Source organism: Maridesulfovibrio ferrireducens, from assembly GCF_016342405.1.
Taxonomy (GTDB): Bacteria; Desulfobacterota; Desulfovibrionia; order Desulfovibrionales; family Desulfovibrionaceae; genus Maridesulfovibrio; species Maridesulfovibrio ferrireducens_A.
Window position 1 is genome coordinate 239,766 of sequence record NZ_JAEINN010000002.1, and the last position, 19,664, is coordinate 259,429.

Annotated in this window: 20 protein-coding genes; 16 read left to right on the forward strand and 4 right to left on the reverse strand. The window is 40.8% G+C overall.

Translation table 11 applies throughout. The features are described from left to right. Window positions 1-135: 135 nt before the first annotated feature. The 6 genes from JEY82_RS02950 (at window position 136) to JEY82_RS02975 (ending at window position 8,152) form a co-directional block, all read left to right on the forward strand. On the forward strand, window positions 136-447 hold the full coding sequence (locus JEY82_RS02950) for a tetratricopeptide repeat protein (protein WP_304082395.1): 312 nt from the start codon (window positions 136-138) through the stop codon (window positions 445-447). 270 nt (window positions 448-717) lie between these two features. Further along, on the forward strand, window positions 718-2,025 hold the full coding sequence (gene tig / locus JEY82_RS02955; RefSeq protein WP_304082397.1) for a trigger factor: 1,308 nt from the start codon (window positions 718-720) through the stop codon (window positions 2,023-2,025). A gap of 285 nt (window positions 2,026-2,310) precedes the next feature. Further along, entirely contained in the window at window positions 2,311-2,919 is a 609-nt protein-coding gene (gene clpP, locus JEY82_RS02960; protein WP_092163430.1) for an ATP-dependent Clp endopeptidase proteolytic subunit ClpP, read from the forward strand. 6 nt (window positions 2,920-2,925) lie between these two features. Continuing rightward, window positions 2,926-4,176, forward strand: a complete 1,251-nt coding sequence (gene clpX / locus JEY82_RS02965; RefSeq protein WP_304082400.1) for an ATP-dependent Clp protease ATP-binding subunit ClpX — start codon at window positions 2,926-2,928, stop codon at window positions 4,174-4,176. Between the two features lie 219 nt (window positions 4,177-4,395). Beyond that, window positions 4,396-6,849 carry an endopeptidase La gene (lon, locus tag JEY82_RS02970; protein ID WP_304082402.1) on the forward strand — a complete coding sequence of 818 codons (2,454 nt, stop codon included), beginning with the start codon at window positions 4,396-4,398 and terminating at the stop codon, window positions 6,847-6,849. 145 nt (window positions 6,850-6,994) lie between these two features. Beyond that, window positions 6,995-8,152 carry a serine hydrolase gene (locus JEY82_RS02975; RefSeq protein WP_304082404.1) on the forward strand — a complete coding sequence of 386 codons (1,158 nt, stop codon included), beginning with the start codon at window positions 6,995-6,997 and terminating at the stop codon, window positions 8,150-8,152. On the opposite strand, the gene JEY82_RS02980 is transcribed toward JEY82_RS02975, so the two are convergent. The 3 genes from JEY82_RS02980 to JEY82_RS02990 all read right to left on the reverse strand — a co-directional run bounded on the left by JEY82_RS02980 (window position 8,142) and on the right by JEY82_RS02990 (window position 10,539). After that, entirely contained in the window at window positions 8,142-8,447 is a 306-nt protein-coding gene (locus tag JEY82_RS02980) for a hypothetical protein (RefSeq protein WP_304082405.1), read from the reverse strand. The genes JEY82_RS02975 and JEY82_RS02980 overlap by 11 nt on opposite strands. A gap of 193 nt (window positions 8,448-8,640) precedes the next feature. Further along, window positions 8,641-8,949, reverse strand: a complete 309-nt coding sequence (locus JEY82_RS02985) for a hypothetical protein (RefSeq protein ID WP_304082407.1) — start codon at window positions 8,947-8,949, stop codon at window positions 8,641-8,643. Window positions 8,950-9,210: 261 nt separating this feature from the next. Further along, window positions 9,211-10,539, reverse strand: coding sequence for a M23 family metallopeptidase (locus JEY82_RS02990; protein WP_304082408.1), 1,329 nt, complete (start codon window positions 10,537-10,539; stop codon window positions 9,211-9,213). Window positions 10,540-10,829: 290 nt separating this feature from the next. Here JEY82_RS02990 and hysB point away from each other — a divergent pair, with 290 nt between their 5' ends. From hysB to hysD, 3 genes are all read left to right on the forward strand, one after another. Then, complete coding sequence (gene hysB, locus JEY82_RS02995; RefSeq protein WP_304082410.1) at window positions 10,830-11,774, forward strand: NiFeSe hydrogenase small subunit; 945 nt, start codon at window positions 10,830-10,832, stop codon at window positions 11,772-11,774. A 24-nt stretch (window positions 11,775-11,798) separates the two neighbouring features. Further along, on the forward strand, window positions 11,799-13,256 hold the full coding sequence (gene hysA / locus JEY82_RS03000; protein WP_369681146.1) for a NiFeSe hydrogenase large subunit HysA: 1,458 nt from the start codon (window positions 11,799-11,801) through the stop codon (window positions 13,254-13,256). A 260-nt stretch (window positions 13,257-13,516) separates the two neighbouring features. Beyond that, window positions 13,517-13,990 (forward strand): NiFeSe hydrogenase maturation protease, encoded by a 474-nt coding sequence (hysD, locus tag JEY82_RS03005; RefSeq protein WP_304082412.1) that lies wholly within the window; start codon window positions 13,517-13,519, stop codon window positions 13,988-13,990. Between the two features lie 57 nt (window positions 13,991-14,047). Here the strand turns inward: hysD and JEY82_RS03010 are convergent, their stop codons facing one another. Continuing rightward, entirely contained in the window at window positions 14,048-14,485 is a 438-nt protein-coding gene (locus tag JEY82_RS03010) for a CBS domain-containing protein (RefSeq protein ID WP_092163406.1), read from the reverse strand. Between the two features lie 366 nt (window positions 14,486-14,851). On the opposite strand from JEY82_RS03010, the gene JEY82_RS03015 reads away from it, so the two are divergent. The 7 genes from JEY82_RS03015 (at window position 14,852) to JEY82_RS03045 (ending at window position 19,607) form a co-directional block, all read left to right on the forward strand. Beyond that, window positions 14,852-15,496, forward strand: coding sequence for a protein-L-isoaspartate(D-aspartate) O-methyltransferase (locus JEY82_RS03015; RefSeq protein WP_304082414.1), 645 nt, complete (start codon window positions 14,852-14,854; stop codon window positions 15,494-15,496). 23 nt (window positions 15,497-15,519) lie between these two features. Then, window positions 15,520-16,479, forward strand: a complete 960-nt coding sequence (locus tag JEY82_RS03020; RefSeq protein WP_304082416.1) for a DUF368 domain-containing protein — start codon at window positions 15,520-15,522, stop codon at window positions 16,477-16,479. A gap of 53 nt (window positions 16,480-16,532) precedes the next feature. Then, entirely contained in the window at window positions 16,533-17,423 is an 891-nt protein-coding gene (locus JEY82_RS03025; RefSeq protein WP_304082418.1) for an Mrp/NBP35 family ATP-binding protein, read from the forward strand. Between the two features lie 136 nt (window positions 17,424-17,559). Continuing rightward, window positions 17,560-18,105 carry a CDP-diacylglycerol--glycerol-3-phosphate 3-phosphatidyltransferase gene (pgsA, locus tag JEY82_RS03030; RefSeq protein ID WP_304082420.1) on the forward strand — a complete coding sequence of 182 codons (546 nt, stop codon included), beginning with the start codon at window positions 17,560-17,562 and terminating at the stop codon, window positions 18,103-18,105. A gap of 40 nt (window positions 18,106-18,145) precedes the next feature. Then, window positions 18,146-18,424, forward strand: coding sequence for a hypothetical protein (locus JEY82_RS03035; RefSeq protein ID WP_092163382.1), 279 nt, complete (start codon window positions 18,146-18,148; stop codon window positions 18,422-18,424). Window positions 18,425-18,433: 9 nt separating this feature from the next. Continuing rightward, window positions 18,434-18,760 (forward strand): septum formation initiator family protein, encoded by a 327-nt coding sequence (locus JEY82_RS03040; protein ID WP_092163381.1) that lies wholly within the window; start codon window positions 18,434-18,436, stop codon window positions 18,758-18,760. Then, window positions 18,744-19,607: a M48 family metallopeptidase gene (locus tag JEY82_RS03045; protein WP_304082424.1), complete on the forward strand. Its 864-nt coding sequence runs from the start codon at window positions 18,744-18,746 to the stop codon at window positions 19,605-19,607. Before JEY82_RS03040 ends, JEY82_RS03045 begins: the two co-directional genes overlap by 17 nt. Window positions 19,608-19,664: the final 57 nt, after the last annotated feature.

The following is a 19,664-nucleotide window of genomic DNA, read 5'->3' on the forward strand; positions in this document are numbered from 1 at the left end:
TAAAAAAGTTTTTAAAAATAACCCCGAAATTCATTGACAATGAAAGTCAATATCAATACATTGTGCTCGTTGAGTGTGTCGATGAAAACAAATTATTAGATTGAAATAAGATATTAGATTTGAAAGGAGTCAGTTATGTGTAGTTTCAGCAATGCTTGGAAATTGAACAGGGAAGGAATGGCCGCTTGTAATGAAGGAGATTTTGAAAAAGCTGAGGATAGTCTTCTAGAGGCTATCAGGTTGGCTTCATGTAAATCTCGTAAAATTCACCGGGCAACAATGTTTAACAATTTATCAGTAATATATCAGATGAGTGGTAGAATAAACGATGCCGTACAAGCTTATAGTTCTGCGATCAGTTACTTAAATCCAGAACATAAAGGTCAAGCCGCGTTGATTGCCAGAATGAAAGGTAAGCTTGAATCTCTGAAAGATATTGCAGCGTAACAATAGCCTATTCTATTTTTAATAAACCGGAAAATCTGAGAGGGTTTTCCGGTTTATTTTTTTTTACAAAATCAATTATCCATATATTTTAGTCTAATTTATAAAGGAATCCTTAACAGGGCTTGACTTTGTGTGGAAACTGCCTAAATAATCCCAGTTCTTTTGCTATATATTGTGAAAGGGTTCACTTGCCTTTTTTATAGCATTGCTTACGTACACAACCGTCGTATTTTCGAGCACGGCGAATATATTTTAGAAGGAGTACTTAAAATGGAATTTAATATTGAAGAGACATCCCCGGTAGAAAGAGCTGTTAAAGTTGTTGTTCCAGCAGAAGAAGTTGGCGCAGCCCTTGATGCGACTATCGCTTTGTATAAAGTTCAGACACCTATTAAAGGATTCAGAAAGGGCAAGGTCCCTGCTTCTGTCGTTCAGTCTAAGTACAAAAAACAGATTGTAACCGAAGCAACAACTGATCTGATTAACTACCAGATCAATGAAATTCTTAATGGTCAGTCTATCGTGCCTGTTTCCAAAATTGATGTTGATGCAGCTGAACTTGTTAGAGGCGAAGACTTCAATTACACTATTTCATTTGAAATTGTTCCTGAATTTGATACCCCTGTATACCTTGGCCTTGCTGTTGAAGAAGAACGTGCTGAAGTTGCTGAAAGTGAACTGAAAGACGTTGAAACAAGACTTCTCCAGAATATGGCTACTATTGCACCTATCGAGGATGATCGTCCTGCAAAAGACGGCGAACTTGCTTCTGTCACTTTCTCTGCTGAAATGGACGGACAGCCTATTCCCGGTGTTCAGGCTGACAACTTCGACCTTCCCATCGGTGAAGGGCATTCTTTGAAAGAATTTGAAGAGTACGTAAAGACTCTTAAGTCCGGCGAATCCGGACAGACTGATATTACTTTCCCTGATGATTTCATCAACGCTGAATTGGCAGGTAAGACAGCAACTATGAAAGTTACTGTTCATGCAATTAAAGAGCGTAAAATGCCTGAATTGACTGATGAGATTGTTAAGCAGATCGGCGGTTTTGAATCCGTTGATAAAATGCGTGAAATCATTAAACAGTCCTACACTGCTAACCGTAAACAGCTTTGCAAGAGCACCGCTCTGACCAAACTGATCAGTAGCATTGTTAAGGATCTTGACTTCCCGCTTCCTCCTTCTCTTCTTGCCGACCGCACAGACCGTATGGTTGCTGACGTTATTACCCGCGCTGAACGTTCAGGACGCAGCTTTGAATCTATTGGTAAGAGCATGGAAGAACTTCGCGCAGAACAGGCTACTCTTGCAGAAGAAAGTGTCCGCACTGAAATCTTCCTTCTTACTGTTTCCAACCGTGAAGAACTCACCGTTGAACCTCAGGAAGTTGAGGGAGCTCTTCAGCAGATCGCTCAGCAGACACGTCAGGACTTAAATTCTGTCAAGTCTTACTATGAAGAAAACAATCTTCTTATGCCTCTGAAAGATAGACTTCTTGCTGATAAAGCTGCTGAGTTCATCTACGAAAATGCAAGTGTTACTGAAGTAGAGCCTGAAACAAAGGGTGACAAGTAACACTTACGTTTTGCTATAGACAAAAAATGGCGGCACGGTTTACAAAAACGTGCCGCCTTTTTTCTTTATCCGGGAAAAAGGTTGTCTATGATCGTATATCTCGTTAACTACTGAAATTAGAAAGGGCTGAAATCGGTTTTGTTCCGATTTATACTTGTACTTGGGCTTTCAAATGATTAGAATATTTTTTTGGTAAAATGGCCCTTATGAAGGGTGGTTGAATTCATAATTGTGAGAATTTTACCCTTCTTAATTATATTACATTTCTTCTCCCGGGAGATATTGATGTCTGGAACTATACCTATTGTTATTGAAACTACCGGACGCTCTGAACGCGCTTACGATATTTACTCACGCCTTCTAAAAGATCGAATTATAGTACTTGGAAGCGCGATTGATGATCATGTTGCAAGTGTTATTTGCGCACAGTTACTTTTTCTGGAATCGGAAGATCCTGAAAAAGAAATTTATATGTACATCAATTCCCCCGGCGGGTCCGTAACTGCCGGTTTGGCAATTTATGATACCATGCAATACATTTCAGCACCTGTGGCAACCCTTTGTATGGGCCAGGCTGCAAGCATGGGCGCATTTCTTTTATGTGCCGGAGAGAAAGGAAGCCGCTATTCTCTGCCGAACAGTCGTATCCTTATTCATCAGCCTTTGGGCGGTGCACAGGGACAGGCTACTGATATTGAAATTCAGGCGAAAGAGATTCTTAGACTAAAGGCGAACCTGAATGCCATCATGGCTGAGAACACAGGAAAGAGCCTTGATGAAATTCAGAAAGATACGGATCGCGACTTTTTCATGTCAGCCGAAGAGGCCATTGAGTATGGTCTTATTGATAAAGTTCTAACTTCGCGTGGCAAACTTGAAGCCAAGGAAGGTTAATTCCTGATGAGTAAAGATAAAAAAGGTTCAGGACAGGACCTTCATTGCTCCTTTTGTTCTAAATCTCAGGATGAGGTTCAGAGACTGATTGCCGGACCTGATGTTTATATCTGTGATGAATGTGTTCAACTTTGTAATGACATCATGGCACAGGAAGCGGTTAGCGAGGAGTTTGATGCAGGAAATCTGCTGTCTCCTCAAGAAATTAAAGAATTGCTTGATGAATATGTTATCGGACAGGACCATGCTAAAAAGATTTTGGCGGTTGCTGTTCATAATCATTACAAGCGTGTATTTTATACTAAATCAGGTACTGATGATGTTGAAATCGATAAAAGCAACATCCTTTTAATCGGCCCTACCGGATCTGGTAAGACTCTGTTAGCTCAGACTCTCGCAAGAGTTTTAAAAGTACCTTTTGCAATTGCTGATGCTACAACTCTCACCGAAGCAGGTTATGTTGGTGAAGATGTTGAAAATATTCTTGTTCAGCTTTTGCAGAATGCTGATTATGATATTGAATCAGCTTCCCGCGGAATTATCTATATCGATGAAATAGACAAAATATCCCGTAAGGGTGACGGCCCGTCTATCACTCGTGATGTTTCCGGTGAAGGTGTTCAGCAGGCATTGTTGAAAATAATTGAAGGAACCGAAGCTAATATTCCTCCTAAGGGCGGTCGTAAGCATCCTCAGCAGGAATTTATCAGACTTGATACTTCGAATATTCTATTTATTCTTGGCGGTGCATTTATCGGGCTTGATTCGATTGTACAGCAGAGATTGCAGGGAGCCGGAATCGGTTTCGGAGCAAATGTTGAATCCAAAAAAGAATTGGGTATCAGCGAAATGTTCCGTAAATCAGAACCAGCTGACCTTGTTAAATTTGGTTTAATTCCCGAATTTGTTGGGCGTATTCCTGTTCAGACAGCTTTATCAGAGTTGACTGAAGAAGATCTTGTCCGCATTCTTCAGGAACCTAAGAACGCTCTGGTTAAACAATACAAAAAAATGTTTGATCTGGATGGAGTCCGTTTGACTTTTACAGCGAATGCTCTTGTCAGCATTGCCAGTCTGGCTGTTAAAAGAAAAACAGGTGCCCGTGGTCTTAGAAATGTTCTTGAATCAATCATGCTTGATATAATGTATACGCTTCCTTCCCTCACTGGAGTGAAAGAGTGTGTTATCAATAAAAGTGTGGTTGAAACGGGAATGGAACCCTTGCTGTTTTTTCAAAACGAAGTAAAAAGTGCATAAACTTCTCAGCGCCTCCAGTCGATAAAACTGGGGGCGCTTTTTTTTAGTTCGCCCGCCTTGATCAATTTTCTATATAATTTTTTCAATTTTTGTTATTTATTGATATTGCAATAAATATTCGTTTTTCGGTTTGACAAAACTGTTGTGGGTATTATTTCAAGTTCTTAAAGGTTTATAGTTAATTTTGAAAACTTTTCCAGATTAAAAGCAGGAGGATAAATGTCGTCCACAATATTCGAAGGTGGCAACGAATCCGCCGAAAAAAATATTCTTCCAATGATGTCACTGCGGGAAGTCGTAATGTTCCCGCGTTCTATAGTACCTCTTTTTGTAGGGCGCGAGGCATCTATAAAAGCCATTGAAGAAGCTATTTCGGAACATGACAAAAAGATTTTTCTTGTCACTCAGGAATTTCCAGAGAAGGAAAAACCTGAGCCTGAAGACCTTTTCAGGGTCGGTACAGTAAGTAAAATTCTCCAGATGCTCAGACTTCCTGACGGCACAATTAAAGTCCTTTTTGAAGGTCTTTACCGTGCACAGTGGGATCCTCAGGCTGACGGGAAAACTTTTGATGATGTTTTTCCTCTGGTCAGTCTGGAAACGATTGAAGATCTTCCGGCTGATGTAAATGTTACAGAGGCGCTTGTCCGTTCTGTTCACACCGCTCTTGAGAGTTTTGGGAAAGTTAATAAAAAGTTGGCTCCGGAAACTGTTCTGGCTATTTCGACCATTCGAACAGCTGGAAAGTTAGCTGATTCAATTATGCCTCATCTTAAAGTCGAGTTTACCAAGAAGCAGGTTATTCTTGAAATGACTGACCCGCTTAAGAGACTTGAGGCTGTTTATGAACTTTTGCTGGGTGAAATTGAAATCGTGTCCATCGAAAAGCGTGTGAAAAATCGCGTGAAAGGGCAGATGGAAAAGAACCAGCGTGAATATTATCTTAACGAACAACTCAAAGCCATCAACAAAGAGATGGGACGCGAGGATGATCCGCAGTCGGAAGCTCAAGCTCTTGAAGAACAACTTGACGCTAAAAAGATGGATGATGAATCCCGCGAGCGCGTTCGTAAAGAAATTAAAAAACTTCGCCAGATGGCTCCTTCTTCCGCAGAATACACAGTTGTCCGTAACTATGTTGACTGGATTATGGAGCTGCCTTGGAACGAATATAAAAAAGTTGAACTTAATATTGCAGAAGCCCGTAATATCCTGGATGAAGATCATTATGGTCTTGAGAAGCCGAAAGAGCGCATTCTCGAATATATGGCTGTTCAGTCTCTTGTTGAAACAATAAAGGGACCGATTCTCTGTTTTGTTGGTCCTCCCGGAGTTGGTAAGACTTCTATCGCCCGGTCCATTGCAAGAGCTATGGATCGTGAGTTTGTTCGTCTGTCTCTCGGTGGTGTGCGCGATGAGGCCGAGATCAGAGGTCATCGCCGTACATATGTCGGAGCGCTTCCCGGTAAGATCATTCATTCACTCAGACGTTGCGAATACAGCAACCCCGTTATCTGTCTTGATGAAGTTGATAAAATGAGCACTGATTTCAGAGGCGATCCTTCTTCTGCCTTGCTTGAAGTCCTTGATCCTGAGCAGAACGGAACCTTTAGTGATCATTACCTTGATTTGGACTATGATCTTTCAAAGATCTTTTTCATAACTACTGCTAATGATCTAAATTCTATTCCGGGTCCGTTGCAGGACAGAATGGAAATTATACGTCTTCCGGGGTATCTTGAAACTGAAAAAACTCAAATAGCCAAGAAGTTTCTTTTGCCCAAACAGATCTCTGAGCACGGTTTAAAAACTGATAATATTGCTGTTTCTGACAGTGCTATGCTTGAGATTGTCCGTACATATACAAGAGAAGCCGGTGTTCGAAGTCTTGAACGTGAGATTGCTAAAATATGCCGCAAGACTGCAATGAAGATTGTTGAGGCTGACGATAAAGCTCAGAATATTCATGTAACAAAAAATAATCTTGCAAAGATACTGGGTGTTCATAAATACAGTCATGGCTCCAGTGAAGAAAAGTCTCTTATAGGTGTTGCCACAGGACTGGCTTATACTCAGGTCGGCGGCGAAATGCTTATGGTTGAAGTCGTTCTTATGCCGGGTAAAGGGAAAGTTGTTATCACCGGGAAGCTTGGCGAAGTTATGCAGGAGTCTGCACAGGCCGCTCTTTCATATATCCGCTCACGTTCGGACCTGTTCGGTTTGAAGCCTAACTTCCATGAGAAGATAGACATTCATGTTCATGTTCCCGAAGGGGCAATCCCTAAAGACGGACCTTCTGCGGGGATTACTCTTTGTACCGCGATGGCGTCAGCGTTTTTGAACGTGCCGGTGCGCCATGATCTAGCCATGACAGGTGAAATTACGTTGCGTGGACGAGTCCTTCCCATCGGGGGGCTTAGAGAAAAACTGCTTGCCGCTCATAGAGGACTTTCAAAGGTAGTTCTTATTCCTGCTGAGAATGAAAAAGATCTTAAAGAAGTTCCAGATACAATTTTGAAAGATCTGGAAATTATCCCGGTTGAAAATATGGATCAGGTTTTAAGTCATGCTCTTGAAAGTCTGACGGCGGAAGAATTATTCAGAGGAAAGAATAACATTACTCCTATCGCCTTGACTCTTATAAAGGAGGAGTATCAGCCTCCTACTCATTAATTTATATCACTGAAATTGTTTTTGTGAAGGGTGTTCTCTTAAAGGGAGCACCCTTTTTTTATAAGCATTTTTTAACAGGTTTATTATTAATCTTAGTTTGTGTTAGTGTGAGAAGAAAGGTGAATTGATATAAAAAAGATAAATTATGAATCACATAAAACTAAAAAAGATAATTGTAACATTCATTTTTATCATAGCACTTGGGATAGCTGTGAGGACTGCTGTTTCAGCTTCTACAAGTGCGACTGATCGTAATGAACTTGAAACAGCTTTTAAAGGTGCTGTACAGGAGCTTCATATTCCAGGAGGGGTTATGTTTATTCGTAGTCCTACTGGAGAGCGATGGGCTTTTTCTGCTGGAGTAAGGACTATCAGCCGTGGTGGGCCATTGGTTCCCATGACTTCAAATTTAAAATTTAGAATAGGAAGCATAACTAAAACATTTGTTGCATCAGTAATGCTCATGCTTGTGCAGGAAGGAATTGTAAATCTTGATACTCTTGTGCGTGATGTTTTGCCCGGAGTTATCGAAGAGGATGATAACGTTACAATTCGTCAGCTTTTACAAATGAGAAGCGGACTCGGAAATTTTTCAACCGATAAATTATTTTTAAAAAATTTTAGAAAACAGCCGTGGAAATCATGGTCTCCTGTCGAACTCCTGTCTTTTAGTCCTGATAAAAAATCTAGATCAGTTTCCAATGTTTCCTTCGATTCAAGTTATTCTTTTGAGTACAGTAATTCAAATTACGTTGTGCTTGGGTTGATTATTGAAAAACTCACCAAAGACAAAATTGAAAATCAGATATACCGCAGAATTTTGAAACCTTTAAAACTGAAAAATACGTCCTTTCCAACCCGCAGTTCCAGTTTGTCCGAGCCTTACGCAAAAGGGTATGATTTCAATCCGGTAACTGGAGAAGTTACTAACTTGAGTCAGAGGATTAATCCTTCGTGGGCATGGGGTTCTGGAAACGGTGTTTCAACGGCACAAGATTTAATGAAATGGCTTAGGGCTTATTTAAACGGATTCAAAATTGATGAGAGTTTACTGAGCGAGCAGATGAAACTGATTCCGACAGGTTTTTCGGGCGTTTCGTATGGTCTTGGAGTAATGAGTAAGCATGGAGCCATTGGTCATAATGGTAATTATGCAGGAATATACACTTCAATTGCATGTAGATTCAGAGGTTATGATTTTGTTATTTTAACAAATGGCCAATCAAACGGAGGAGGGAGTGATGCCACTGCTGAATCTGTTTTTTGGCAGGTCGTTAATAATTCGGGTCTTTTCAAAAACTAAAGCTTAGTCCCACCCCAACGTCACGCCCTTTTTTTTCAGGGGTAATCCTCTGATTGTTTTTTGGTGTATTTTCGTTATGTTCAAAAAGAAGACCTGCACTAACCCCTTCTGATATTTTAACATCATCGTGCGGTTTAAATTGTTTTTCAATATTATCCTTCATTAAAGAGGTCTTTTTACTTGAATCCTGTTTAACGGTTAAATCATTTCCCAGATTAATTTCAGCAGCCTGAACTTGAATTGCTGCTATTGATAGAATTAAGGATATTATTAATGTGATGGTGAATTTAGACATATGATATTTTTCTTGAATTTGTATAAAATTGTTAAAATTTTTTCTTTCATTATTAATATAAGAAATATGAAGCATTAGTATAAAATCAATAAACTTAAAGTTTGAATAATGAGTATTATTATATTCAATAATATTTTCGTTATAAATGGGTGCTCATTAACATGGAGGGAAGCACGTAATTAAGACGATTTTTTTAAAAGCTGAAACTGAATCCCAGTCCAAGGCCGAATCCCTGTTTCTCGGGGGTATAGCTCTGACTGTTTTCAGGAATATTCGAATCAAGTCCGAAGATGAACCCGGCGCTTACTCCCTCAGATATGTTAAAACTATTAGTAACTTTAGAGTTATTAGTCAGACGACTTGTATTGCGGGAATTGTTTTTTTCAGTATCAAGCCTGATAGTAAGCTCTTTCCCTGCATAACGTTCTGCAGCCTGAATTGAGGCTGTAGTCAGTCCTATAAGTATAATAGTTGTTATGATTATGATGATCGTTTTCCACATAAAATCACCTTCCTTTTATGGCTCGCGGAAAAATTTTCTGAGACCTCCTTTCTGTATATAATTTATACAAGAAACAGACCGTCTTGGTATAAAACTAATAAATTTAAGGAGTGCGAAATGGGGATTTTTTTTAAGGGAAAAAAGTGCACTGGGAATTGTAAATTCAGGAAAGCGAATCTGGATTGCAATGCAAAAAAAGAGCCTGAAGATGAATGTCTTCAGGCTCTTTTTTTGTAGTATTATGTTTTAATAATTAACTGTTTAGTCCGATGGCTGGTCCATTTTGCTGGTGATATTGTTTTTTATCCATGTTTCGTCCCACCATTCATATGGATTGACGGGAATTCCGGAACAAATAACTCCATAGTGGAGATGATCTCCACCGGCCATACCGGTTGCTCCTGTTTTTCCTATTATCTGTCCGGAGTCTACGACATCCCCTACAGCAACGTCGATCTGGCTGAGGTGTGAGTACAGAGTTTGCAGTCCTAAGCCGTGATCAATAATGACTGCATTTCCATATATCCCGAAATCCTGAGCGGCCAGAATAATGCGCCCTTTGTTAGCCGCTGGAATAGGAGCATGTCTTGTGCTTGCGAGGTCTATTCCCAAATGAGTCTGGTTATCTATTTTTTTGCCATTGTGCAGGTAGGTTCTACGATCCCCAAAGCTGGCACGTGATGCGGAATTCGGCAATCTCAAGAATTTCTTTTCAAAGAGAAAGGTCGGAGAGGTATCAAGCCCGAGTTTTCGTAGTTCAGCTCTGTTGGTTACACGTAATTCGCGATTAACTTTCAGAAAGAGATCTACCGGATTTGTAACTCCCGGGAAACTGCTTTCAAATTGAGGCATTTTTGTGCTCAAAAAGCGGTCTGAAATATTAATGTTGTCGTGTTTATATTTTTTGGCATTCGTATGATACCAAAAGGTGCTGGTTCTTTTGTTTTTTGCTGCATCTTCAGCTACTAAAACTGGATTGAAGGTTTTTACATCAGAGTAAAACGGCATGGCAAAAAGGCACGCATATTCGCCGTTAGGTTGTTTATACCCCGGGAAAAAATCATCTCCCGACTTCACGCCTGTTTTCATTGGAGTTTCATCAAGCGTATAAAGAATCAAAGCGCAGCCGCCTTGAGTCAGGTTATGAGTGCTTGTCTGCACTGTTATTTTGGGGGCAATGGTATCAAGCGTGTAGTTGCCTCTGGCAATAATCGCATTTCCGCTGCCGAATCCGGCAAGCGAGCTGTCTACAGCCCATACAGCAATCTCAAAATCACCTTGTTTAATTTGTTTTTTCTTGATTATGATTTCTTGATTATAATCAAAAGTTCCTTTCGGCAGAGTTTGTTCCTTAAGAGTGGTTTTCTTTTTGCCTTGAGTTAAAACAATTTTTACAGCTTTAAGACCTGACTCCGCATCATTTATATTAACTGCGATCGGTGTTGTAAACGTTATAAAGCCATTGTCCGGGGTTATTGTAATTTGTGGCGCGTCTGTATCTTTATATAATAGATATGCTCCTCCACTGAGAAGCCCTAAAGTTATAATCAATATTATGAACGGAACCACGCGACTCTTGTTTCTTGCCATTACGTATCCTTTAGTTCTTTAATTAAGTCTGAAAAAAATGAGAATCTGTTTAACAGCGTTACTCTAACAGCAAACAGGTGGTTTGTTCAATGTACAACATTGGCAAGTTTCAATACGCCTATTAGTGCTATAGATTTATCTGATGGCTTTGTTAAATTTGTATTGGTATATTGTTGACGTAAAACTCTGGAGTGTGTATGTGATATTAAAAAATAAAGTCAATGTGACGCTATTTTTTAGTAAGTAAGGACAGCGCCTTACTAGCGCCGGCAACTACCAAGGAGGTAGGGATGAGTTTGACCAGGCGAGATTTCGTGAAATTGTGCACAGGAACAGTGGCTGGCTTTGGGGTTTCCCAGATGTTCAACCCGAGCGTTGTGCAAGCACTTGAGAAGTTTGTACCACATGTATTCTGGATACAGGGACAGGGCTGTACCGGATGTTCGGTTTCACTTCTTAATTCAGTGCATCCTTCCATTGCGAAGGTTTTGCTAGATGTAATTACACTCGATTTTCATCCGACCATTATGGGGTCTGAAGGTGAAGTTGCTTGGGGACACATGACAGATGTGGCTAAAGAGCAGAAGGGTAAATACATTGTTATTTTTGAAGGATCAGTACCAGTGGCAGAAAATGGTCACTATTGTATCCTCGGTGAAAAAGACGGCAAAGAGTATACCATGCTTGAGACTACTCTTGAAATGGCCAAGAACGCTGCCGTTGTTGTTAACGTCGGTACTTGTGCTGCTTATGGTGGTATTCCTGCTGCTGAAGGTAACGTTACTGGATCTACTTCCGTAACAAAAGTACTTGCTGATAACGGTATTAAGACTCCTGTAGTCAATGTTCCCGGCTGTCCTCCACATCCTGATTGGATGATTGGAACTCTTGTTTACGCTATTAATGCGATTGAAGAGAAAGGACTTGAAGGCGGACTTGGTGAAGTTGTCAAAATTCTTGACTCCGAAGGGCGTCCTACACCTTTCTTTGGCGAAAACATTCATGACAATTGTCCTTATCTTTCTAAATTTGATGAGGATGAATTTTCTAAAGTTTTCACTGATAAAGAAAACTGTCGTTACGAACTCGGCTGTAAAGGTCCGAGCGCTAATGCCGATTGCTTTAAACGCAAATGGAATGGCGGCGTTAACTGGTGTGTAGAGAACGCAGTATGTCTTGGTTGCGTGGAACCGGGATTCCCGGATGAAATGTCCCCATTCTACGAAGCCGGTTAATAGCTAATAGGAGTATTTTTCCTAATGTCAAAATCAAGTACGCCCGCTAAAGACGGGAAAATAAAGATTGCCATTGACCCGGTTAGCCGGATTGAAGGTCACCTCAAAGCTGAGGTTGTTGTTAAAGACGGAAAAGTTGTAGATGCCTGGCTTTCAGGTGGTATGTACCGCGGTTTTGAGAATATTCTGGTTGGTCGTGATCCTCGCGATGCAGCTCAGTTGACTCAGAGACTTTGCGGTGTATGTCCTACAGCTCATTCTACCGCAGCTTGTTTAGCTCTTGATGACGCTTGTGATGTCAAAATTACCAAAAATGGTAGAGTCACAAGAAACCTCATCTTCGGTGCTAACTACTTGCAGTCTCATCTTCTGCATTTTTATCATCTTGCAGCTTTGGATTTCGTTAGAGGACCAGGTAAAGCGCCTTTCGTCCCTCGTTTCGATCAGCCAGATCTTCGTTTGGATGAAAAAACCAATGCAGTAGCAGTTGATCAGTATATTAAGGCTCTTGAAATTCGTCGTATCTGCCATGAAATGGTAGCTCTCTTCGGTGGAAAAATGCCTCATATCTCTGGTCAGGTTGTTGGTGGAACTACTGAAATTCCGACTAAGGAAAAGCTTGCAGAATATGCCAGCCGCTTCAAAGAAGTTCGGAAATTTGTAGCTGAAACCTATCTTCCTACCGTTTATCTTATCGGATCTGTTTATAAAGATCTGTTTAAGATCGGTGGTGGTTACAAGAACTGTATGTCATACGGTGTATTCCCAATGGATGAAGAGGGTACTAAAACTCTCATCGATTCCGGTGTATACATTGATGGTAAAGATGAGAAATTTAATCCTGCTCTTATTAAAGAGTTCGTTAAATATTCATGGTTCGAAGACTCTTGTTCCGATCTCCATCCGAGCAAAGGTAAGACCATTCCGGATGTTCACAAAGAAGGAGCTTACAGCTTCATCAAAGCTTCTCGTTACAACAAGAAGCCTGTTGAAGTTGGTCCTCTTGCTCGCATGTGGATACATAATCCAGAACTCAGTGAAATCGGTAAAAAACAGCTTAAAGACCTCTACGGTATCAAAGCTGTTAAATTCCGTGATCTCGGAGAAGATCTTGCATTCTCTCTTATGGGTCGTCACGTTGCACGTGCTGAGGAAGCTCTCATTGTTGCTGATGCAATCAATGATACTTGGCTCAAGGAAATTAAAGCCGGCGAAGATACATACGTCGAGTCTAAAGTTCCTGTAACTGGTGAAGGTATCGGATTCACTGAAGCTCCTCGCGGATCTTTGCTGCATTACATAAATATTCAGGATTCTAAAGTAGCTAACTACCAGCTTATGCCTGCTACTCTCTGGAACACAAACCCTCGTGATGACATGGGGCAGCGTGGACCTGTTGAGGAAGCTCTCATCGGTTGTCCAGTTCCAGACACTGGAAGTCCTGTAGACATATCAAGGATCATTAGATCCTTTGATCCATGACTAGGCTGTGCCGTGCACGTGTTGCACGCAGACACTGGTAAGAAAACTGTTCATCACATTCAGGAAGGATGCTAGGTTAGCTGGTATAACCATAGCGGGGACGTAGTCCCGTATTTTCTATAGTGAGAACTATTCAGGATCATAATAGCTCCCGGGCGCAGGAATTATCCCGTGTCCGGGAGTTTTCTTTTACATTATTTGTCCTGAGTTGTTGATATAACTGAGAAAAGTTTTATTGAATTGTTTCAAAGGATTAAAAAATGAAGAAGCTACTTGTTTTGGGGGTGGGAAATATTCTACTCATGGATGAAGGCGTTGGCGTTCATGCCATTGAGGCTTTGCGCAAAGAAGAATGGCCTGAAAATGTTCACATGGTCGATGGCGGAACATTTACACAGGATCTTTTTCATGTACTGGAAGGGTATGATGGCCTTCTGGTGCTTGATATTGTTCACGCAGGAGAGGCTCCCGGAACAGTCTATATGTTTGAAGAAGATGATCTCATTCAAAATGATGATCAACGTTTATCTTTACACGATATTGATTTGATTGATTCTTTGCATATGGCCGAGATGGTTGGAAAAAGGCCAAGAATGCGCGTTATAGGTATGGAACCCAAAAGTTATACAGAATGGGGTCTGGAAATGACTCCTGAGGTTCAAAAAACTTTCCCGCATTTTCTGGACGTTTCAAGAAAAGAAGTGAACAGATTTATTGAAGAATTCAATAGCTGATTGAATTATAGGCGGTCCAGGAAGATAACAGCCGGGACCGCCTTTAATATTAGTATGTTACTCTTCGGTTTGTTCTAAAGCTTCCATAAGGCTTATAGTCAGCTTCAAGAAGTCTGCTTCAGTCAGAATCCCTGTCAGTTCACCTACTTCATTTACCACGGGTAAACATCCGTATTTGTGGTTAAGCAGCAAGTACGCAGCCTCTTTCAGCAGTGTTTCTGAGGTAACGGTCTTAATACCGGTTCTCATTATTTCCCCTACGGGAATACCTGAGTCAATTTCACCCTGAGTTGTGGGATCAATTCCTGCTAAATGTGAAATAGTTGCTCCAAGTATGTCTCTGTGGGTAATCAGGCCGATAAAAACACTCTTTTCGTTTACGATCGGGATATGTCTGATTCTTTGTAGATCCATCAAGGAGCGGGCCATTCTCAAGGTGTCATTTTCATTGAGAGTGAACAGTTTGTTTGTCATTAGATCAGTAACTTTCAGCATGTGATCCTCCTTTTCCTTACCTATAATCTCTCTTTATGAACCTTTCGTGTCAAGAGGCGTATGCATAAAATTGAAGTTTAAATGGTTGGATGCTGTATTCTGGTTGACTTGCCCGGTAAAATCTGATTTGCAACTGCGAACGATAAAATTTAAGTTGGCACAGGTTAGAAGCTTGATGTCTTTAAGTTTCTGACGTTTATTGTATAGTATTTTGATAATACCTCAAAGCTGAGGGCTAACATAAAAAATTTTGCAGACGGTCGATTTAGGGAGAAATAGAGTTTTAGTTAATAATATTATAAGCTAACTCTGTTTTTGTTTTATTGATAATGTTTGTTTTGAGGCAAAACCTCATCGGGGGAGAGTGTGCGGATTGATCCAAAGTTCAGCAGAACTAAAATGGTTGAAGAGCAGATTGTAGCCCGTGGTGTGGTTGATCAAAATGTTTTATCAGCTATGCGTAAGGTTCAAAGGCATCTTTTTGTGCAGGGAGCTCTTGCTGACAGGGCATATGCCGACAGTGCTCTTCCTATCGGGGAAGGGCAGACTATTTCTCAGCCGTTTATTGTTGCTTACATGTCGGAACTTTTACAGATCAAGTCCGGACATAAAGTTCTGGAAATTGGAACCGGTTCTGGATATCAGGCAGCAGTACTGGGTGAAATGGGCGCTGAAGTTTATTCCGTTGAAAGAATACGTAAACTTTTTATTGCCGCACGAACTCTTCTTTTTGATCTGAGGTATTTTAATATTCGTCTAAAACTTGATGATGGTACAATGGGATGGCCTGATGAAGCCCCTTTTGACCGGATTATAGTTACAGCCGGTGGGCCGGAAATACCTCAATATTTGATAGATCAGCTTGCCGATCATGGCAGAATGGTTATACCTGTTGGGAAAGAAAAGAGAAGACAGCAACTTATTCTGGTTACAAAGGAAGACGGTAAAGTCACAGAGACAGATATGGGCGGATGTGCATTTGTTGATCTTGTGGGGAAACAGGGCTGGTAATCGAGTATATTTTGGGAGAATAAATGAATTTAATTCAAGCATGGAACAACGGTCCCGGGCCGAACTCTATTCGTGAGTATCTGATTTTGATGCTCAAGGGATTGTGTATGGGCGTTGCCGACATTATTCCGGGAGTATCCGGCGGAACAATGGCCTTTATCACAGGTATCTATGATCAATTGATAGATTCCATCCGTTCGTTTAATGGAACCTTCATTAAGAAATTAGTTACATTTGATTTGATAGGCGCTGTGGCTGTGCCTCATTTGAAATTTATAATTCCACTCCTTTTTGGCATTGTTCTGGCCATGGTTTCAATGGCCCGCATAATTCATTCTCTTCTTGGCAGTCACCCGGTTCAAGTCTGGTCTCTCTTTTTCGGGCTTATTGCTTCTTCCATTTTGGTGGTAGGCCGGAGAATTGGTAAATTTTCCTTTAAAAATATTTTGTCCGGTGTACTCGGGGCTATTTTCAGTTTCGTTCTGGTCGGATTGATTCCTGTTACGACTCCTGATACTTTGTGGTTTGTTTTTATATGCGCTTCAATATCTATTTGTGCCATGATTCTGCCGGGAATAAGCGGAGCCTTTATTCTGCTGCTGCTCGGTAAATATGAGTACATCACTGGAGCACTTCGAAACCCGGCAAGTCCTGAAAATACAGCTATCCTGATCGTATTTGTATGCGGGTGTGCCTGTGGAATTTCTCTGTTTTCTCGCGTTCTTCATTATTTTCTTGAAAAGCATCATGGTGTTACGATCAGCATCCTTACAGGATTTATGGCTGGTGCCATGCGTAAAATATGGCCGTGGAAAGAGGTTCTTGATTCAGTGGTTATTCGCGGGAAGACTCATGTTTTGAGTGAAGCAAATATTTTGCCTTCCGCTTATAATGAGGAGTTTGCTACGGCTGTTGGATTAATGGTTGTCGGCTTTGCAATAGTAATAATTTTGGAATGGATATCTTCAGCTCAAAGGAGCTGATTTTGGTCGGGAGTAATTCTCCCTTAAGTTAAATATACAACAAAGGTATAAAAATGAGTTCATCATGTGGATCCTGCTCAACAGAAAAGAAAGAGGGCGATAAACCAAACGCTGCTCATGCTCTTCAGAATGAGTTAATTTCTTCTACCTTGAAGAGAATTAAATACAAAATTTTTGTTATGAGCGGGAAAGGCGGAGTTGGTAAAAGTTCTGTAGCAGTTAATATTGCTGCAGCTCTCGCGGATAAGGGCTTTAAAGTCGGTATTCTGGACGTTGATATTCATGGTCCAAGTGTTCCGCATTTGCTTGGAATCACCGGACAGCTTGAAGTTGAACGTGGAAACCTCGTTGTTCCCAAGAAAGTGAATGATAACCTCCATGTTGTTTCAATGGAATCTTTGCTTAAAGACCCTGATCAGGCTGTTCTTTGGCGTGGTCCTATGAAAACTTCCGCTATCAGACAATTTATTTCGGACGTTCAGTGGGGAGATTTGGACTTTCTGGTTATTGATTCCCCTCCAGGAACCGGTGATGAGCCAATGACTGTGCTCAAGACTATTCCGGAGTCTTTAGCCGTTGTTGTAACTACTCCACAGGAAATTTCTCTTGCGGATGTAAGGAAAGCTATTAATTTTCTTCAGTATGCCAAGGCTAATATCATGGGCGTTGTAGAAAATATGAGCGGCCTTATTTGTCCTCATTGTCATGAGCAGATAGATCTGTTTAAAAGAGGTGGCGGTGAGCAGTTGGCTGAAAAATACGGATTGCCTTTCCTTGGTGCAATTCCTCTAGATCCTACAGCTGTTGTTGCAGCGGATCTCGGTAAACCTGTTGTTCTTCTTGAAGAGAGCTCTCCCGCTAAAACAGCATTCAGAGCTGTTGCTGATAAAATAGCAGAGGCTGCTGAAAGTAGTTTGGAAATTGCTTCCAGCACTCACTCTTAGGTTTTTATAGACGATTTTAGTTGCAGGGAGTTTATATGACAATCTCCCTGCAATTTAAAATCAGGCAATCCTTCAGGGTATAGTTTATAAAGCTAATGAGCTCTGATTAAATGTATTTACCGAATCGGGACACGCTATGATCAACCTCGCTAATTCCCTTACTCTTGGACGCATTCTTACGGTGCCAGTTCTCGTGGTTCTTCTTTATTTTCCTAGTAAGATCACGATGTTTTTAGCTGCGTTGCTGTTTTTTCTGGCATCGTTAACTGATATTTTTGACGGAATGATCGCACGTCGGCAAAATCAGGTTACGACTCTGGGCAAATTTCTTGATCCATTGGCTGATAAGCTTTTGATCAGTTCTATTTTAATTATGCTTACTCAGCTTGGTTATGTAGATGCGTGGATAACTGTTGTTATTATTTGCCGCGAACTGATTATTACAGGATTACGTGCTATTGCTATGGATATGGGGTTGGTTCTTGCCGCGGATAATTTCGGTAAGATGAAAACAATGGCTCAAAGCCTGGCTTTAGGACCGCTATTGTTGCATTATCCTTATTTCGGAATAGATATGCATGCCTTGGGAACTCAGATTCTTTACGTAGCATTAGGATTGACTGTGTTTTCTGCTGGTAATTATATGTACAATTTGCATAAAATTTGGTTAACTAACGAATAATTTTTTAAAAGCAAATAAATAATACTCAGCTAGGTGCATCATGAACCGTACTGAACGACATAATCTTGTGCTCAGGCTCAATAATTGTCTTGAGACTATTCTTGAACTTGAGCAGGAGTTGGAAAAGCTTGATTTGAACCGTAATTTTCTTGAGGAACTTGAGCTTCTTAAGGATTTTATGCAAAAGGTGGAGAAGGTTCAAGTTAGTGAGGACGATGTTCAGAGAATTGAAACAGCTACAGGCAGTTTTTTGAAAGAACTTAAAGAACCTCTTAGTCAACTTGATTCATCTAATAAACTTTTTATGCGTCTACAGTAGGAGCTTATAGTGCTGAGGCGTAGACTTTTGCTGGGCCTTCTGGTCTTAATAAATGTTGTGTTACTCTTACGGCTGGGTCTTAGCGAGCAGGGGGTTTTCGGGTACCTTGAGTTAGATAGAAAGGTGCAGGAACTTGAACTTAAAATTGAAGATGCAGACAGTCGCACTCTTGAGTTAAGCAGAGAAATTCGACGGCTGAAATCTGATAGAGCTTATCAGGAAAAGATTATCCGCAGCCGGATGAATTATGTTAAAGAGAATGAATTGTTATATATTTTCCCCGATTCCGGGAAGCTAAAGCCACAGGGAGAAACCTCAGATGCAAAGCAAAATTGAGTGGTATCAGGAAGTTTTGGCACTTGAACCCAGCTCTAAAGTTTTTTTCCCTTTAGCTCGCCTCTATGTTGAAATCGGTAATCTTGAGAAAGCTGTTACCTCACTTAGAATGGGCCTTGATAGGCATCCTGATTATCTCGAAGCTCGTTTGTTACTTGTTGAAACTCTTGCCAAGCTTGGTAGAGATTCAGAAGCAAAAGCTGCAGTTGCACCGCTTACCAGACTTTTTTCTTCATACCCCTCATTTTGGAAAATGTGGGGAGATTCTGTTGCTGAAGGAAATACTGATGTCGCTGGAGCGATGGCATTTCTTTTTTCAGCGCTTCATGGAACTCCTTTGTCCTGGGCTGACGTTATGTCTGAAGGGATCAGGAAACTGACAGGTATCGGGGGGGCTTTTATAGATAGCGGTCCGTCTGATACTGCTAAAGGCGTTTGTTTAGATTCTAAAGAAACGGATGCTCTTGCTGATAGTGAAATTCTGTCGCGTGAAATAGAGCAGGCTTCTGCCGATGTTGAAGTTGATGGTGAAATTGATGACGATTCACTGACCAGCCATGTTGTTATGGATAGTCTGAGGACGCGGACTATGGCTGATGTATTAGCTTCTCAAGGTGAATTGGTGGGAGCTTTGGATATCTACCGCGATCTTCTTGCAAGCGCCGATGTTTCTCATAAAGATGAACTGCTTATGATTATGGCTGATATCTCTTCTCGAATCAGTACTGAACAAAATCATTGTAGTGGTGATGATTGTGATGATCCATATGTTAAACACGCTAAAAGTAAATTGATGAGTACTCTTGAGCTTCTTGCCGAGCGACTTGAAGCCAGAGCAACCCGTTAATTTACTTTCTTTTTATTTTTAAATTATTTAAAAATCAATTTTATATAAAAATGCCGT

Bases quoted from the DNA above. Each gene is read 5' to 3' on its own strand.
- JEY82_RS02990 (WP_304082408.1), bottom strand. From the start codon at position 10,539: ATGGCAAGAAACAAGAGTCGCGTGGTTCCGTTCATAATATTGATTATA.
- JEY82_RS03045 (WP_304082424.1), top strand. From the start codon at position 18,744: ATGCAAAGCAAAATTGAGTGGTATCAGGAAGTTTTGGCACTTGAACCC.
- hysD (WP_304082412.1), top strand. From the start codon at position 13,517: ATGAAGAAGCTACTTGTTTTGGGGGTGGGAAATATTCTACTCATGGAT.
- JEY82_RS02975 (WP_304082404.1), top strand. From the start codon at position 6,995: ATGAATCACATAAAACTAAAAAAGATAATTGTAACATTCATTTTTATC.
- JEY82_RS03020 (WP_304082416.1), top strand. From the start codon at position 15,520: ATGAATTTAATTCAAGCATGGAACAACGGTCCCGGGCCGAACTCTATT.
- JEY82_RS02980 (WP_304082405.1), bottom strand. From the start codon at position 8,447: ATGTCTAAATTCACCATCACATTAATAATATCCTTAATTCTATCAATA.
- clpX (WP_304082400.1), top strand. From the start codon at position 2,926: ATGAGTAAAGATAAAAAAGGTTCAGGACAGGACCTTCATTGCTCCTTT.
- JEY82_RS03025 (WP_304082418.1), top strand. From the start codon at position 16,533: ATGAGTTCATCATGTGGATCCTGCTCAACAGAAAAGAAAGAGGGCGAT.
- hysB (WP_304082410.1), top strand. From the start codon at position 10,830: ATGAGTTTGACCAGGCGAGATTTCGTGAAATTGTGCACAGGAACAGTG.
- tig (WP_304082397.1), top strand. From the start codon at position 718: ATGGAATTTAATATTGAAGAGACATCCCCGGTAGAAAGAGCTGTTAAA.
- pgsA (WP_304082420.1), top strand. From the start codon at position 17,560: ATGATCAACCTCGCTAATTCCCTTACTCTTGGACGCATTCTTACGGTG.
- JEY82_RS03035 (WP_092163382.1), top strand. From the start codon at position 18,146: ATGAACCGTACTGAACGACATAATCTTGTGCTCAGGCTCAATAATTGT.
- JEY82_RS02985 (WP_304082407.1), bottom strand. From the start codon at position 8,949: ATGTGGAAAACGATCATCATAATCATAACAACTATTATACTTATAGGA.
- hysA (WP_369681146.1), top strand. From the start codon at position 11,799: ATGTCAAAATCAAGTACGCCCGCTAAAGACGGGAAAATAAAGATTGCC.
- clpP (WP_092163430.1), top strand. From the start codon at position 2,311: ATGTCTGGAACTATACCTATTGTTATTGAAACTACCGGACGCTCTGAA.
- lon (WP_304082402.1), top strand. From the start codon at position 4,396: ATGTCGTCCACAATATTCGAAGGTGGCAACGAATCCGCCGAAAAAAAT.
- JEY82_RS02950 (WP_304082395.1), top strand. From the start codon at position 136: ATGTGTAGTTTCAGCAATGCTTGGAAATTGAACAGGGAAGGAATGGCC.
- JEY82_RS03010 (WP_092163406.1), bottom strand. From the start codon at position 14,485: ATGCTGAAAGTTACTGATCTAATGACAAACAAACTGTTCACTCTCAAT.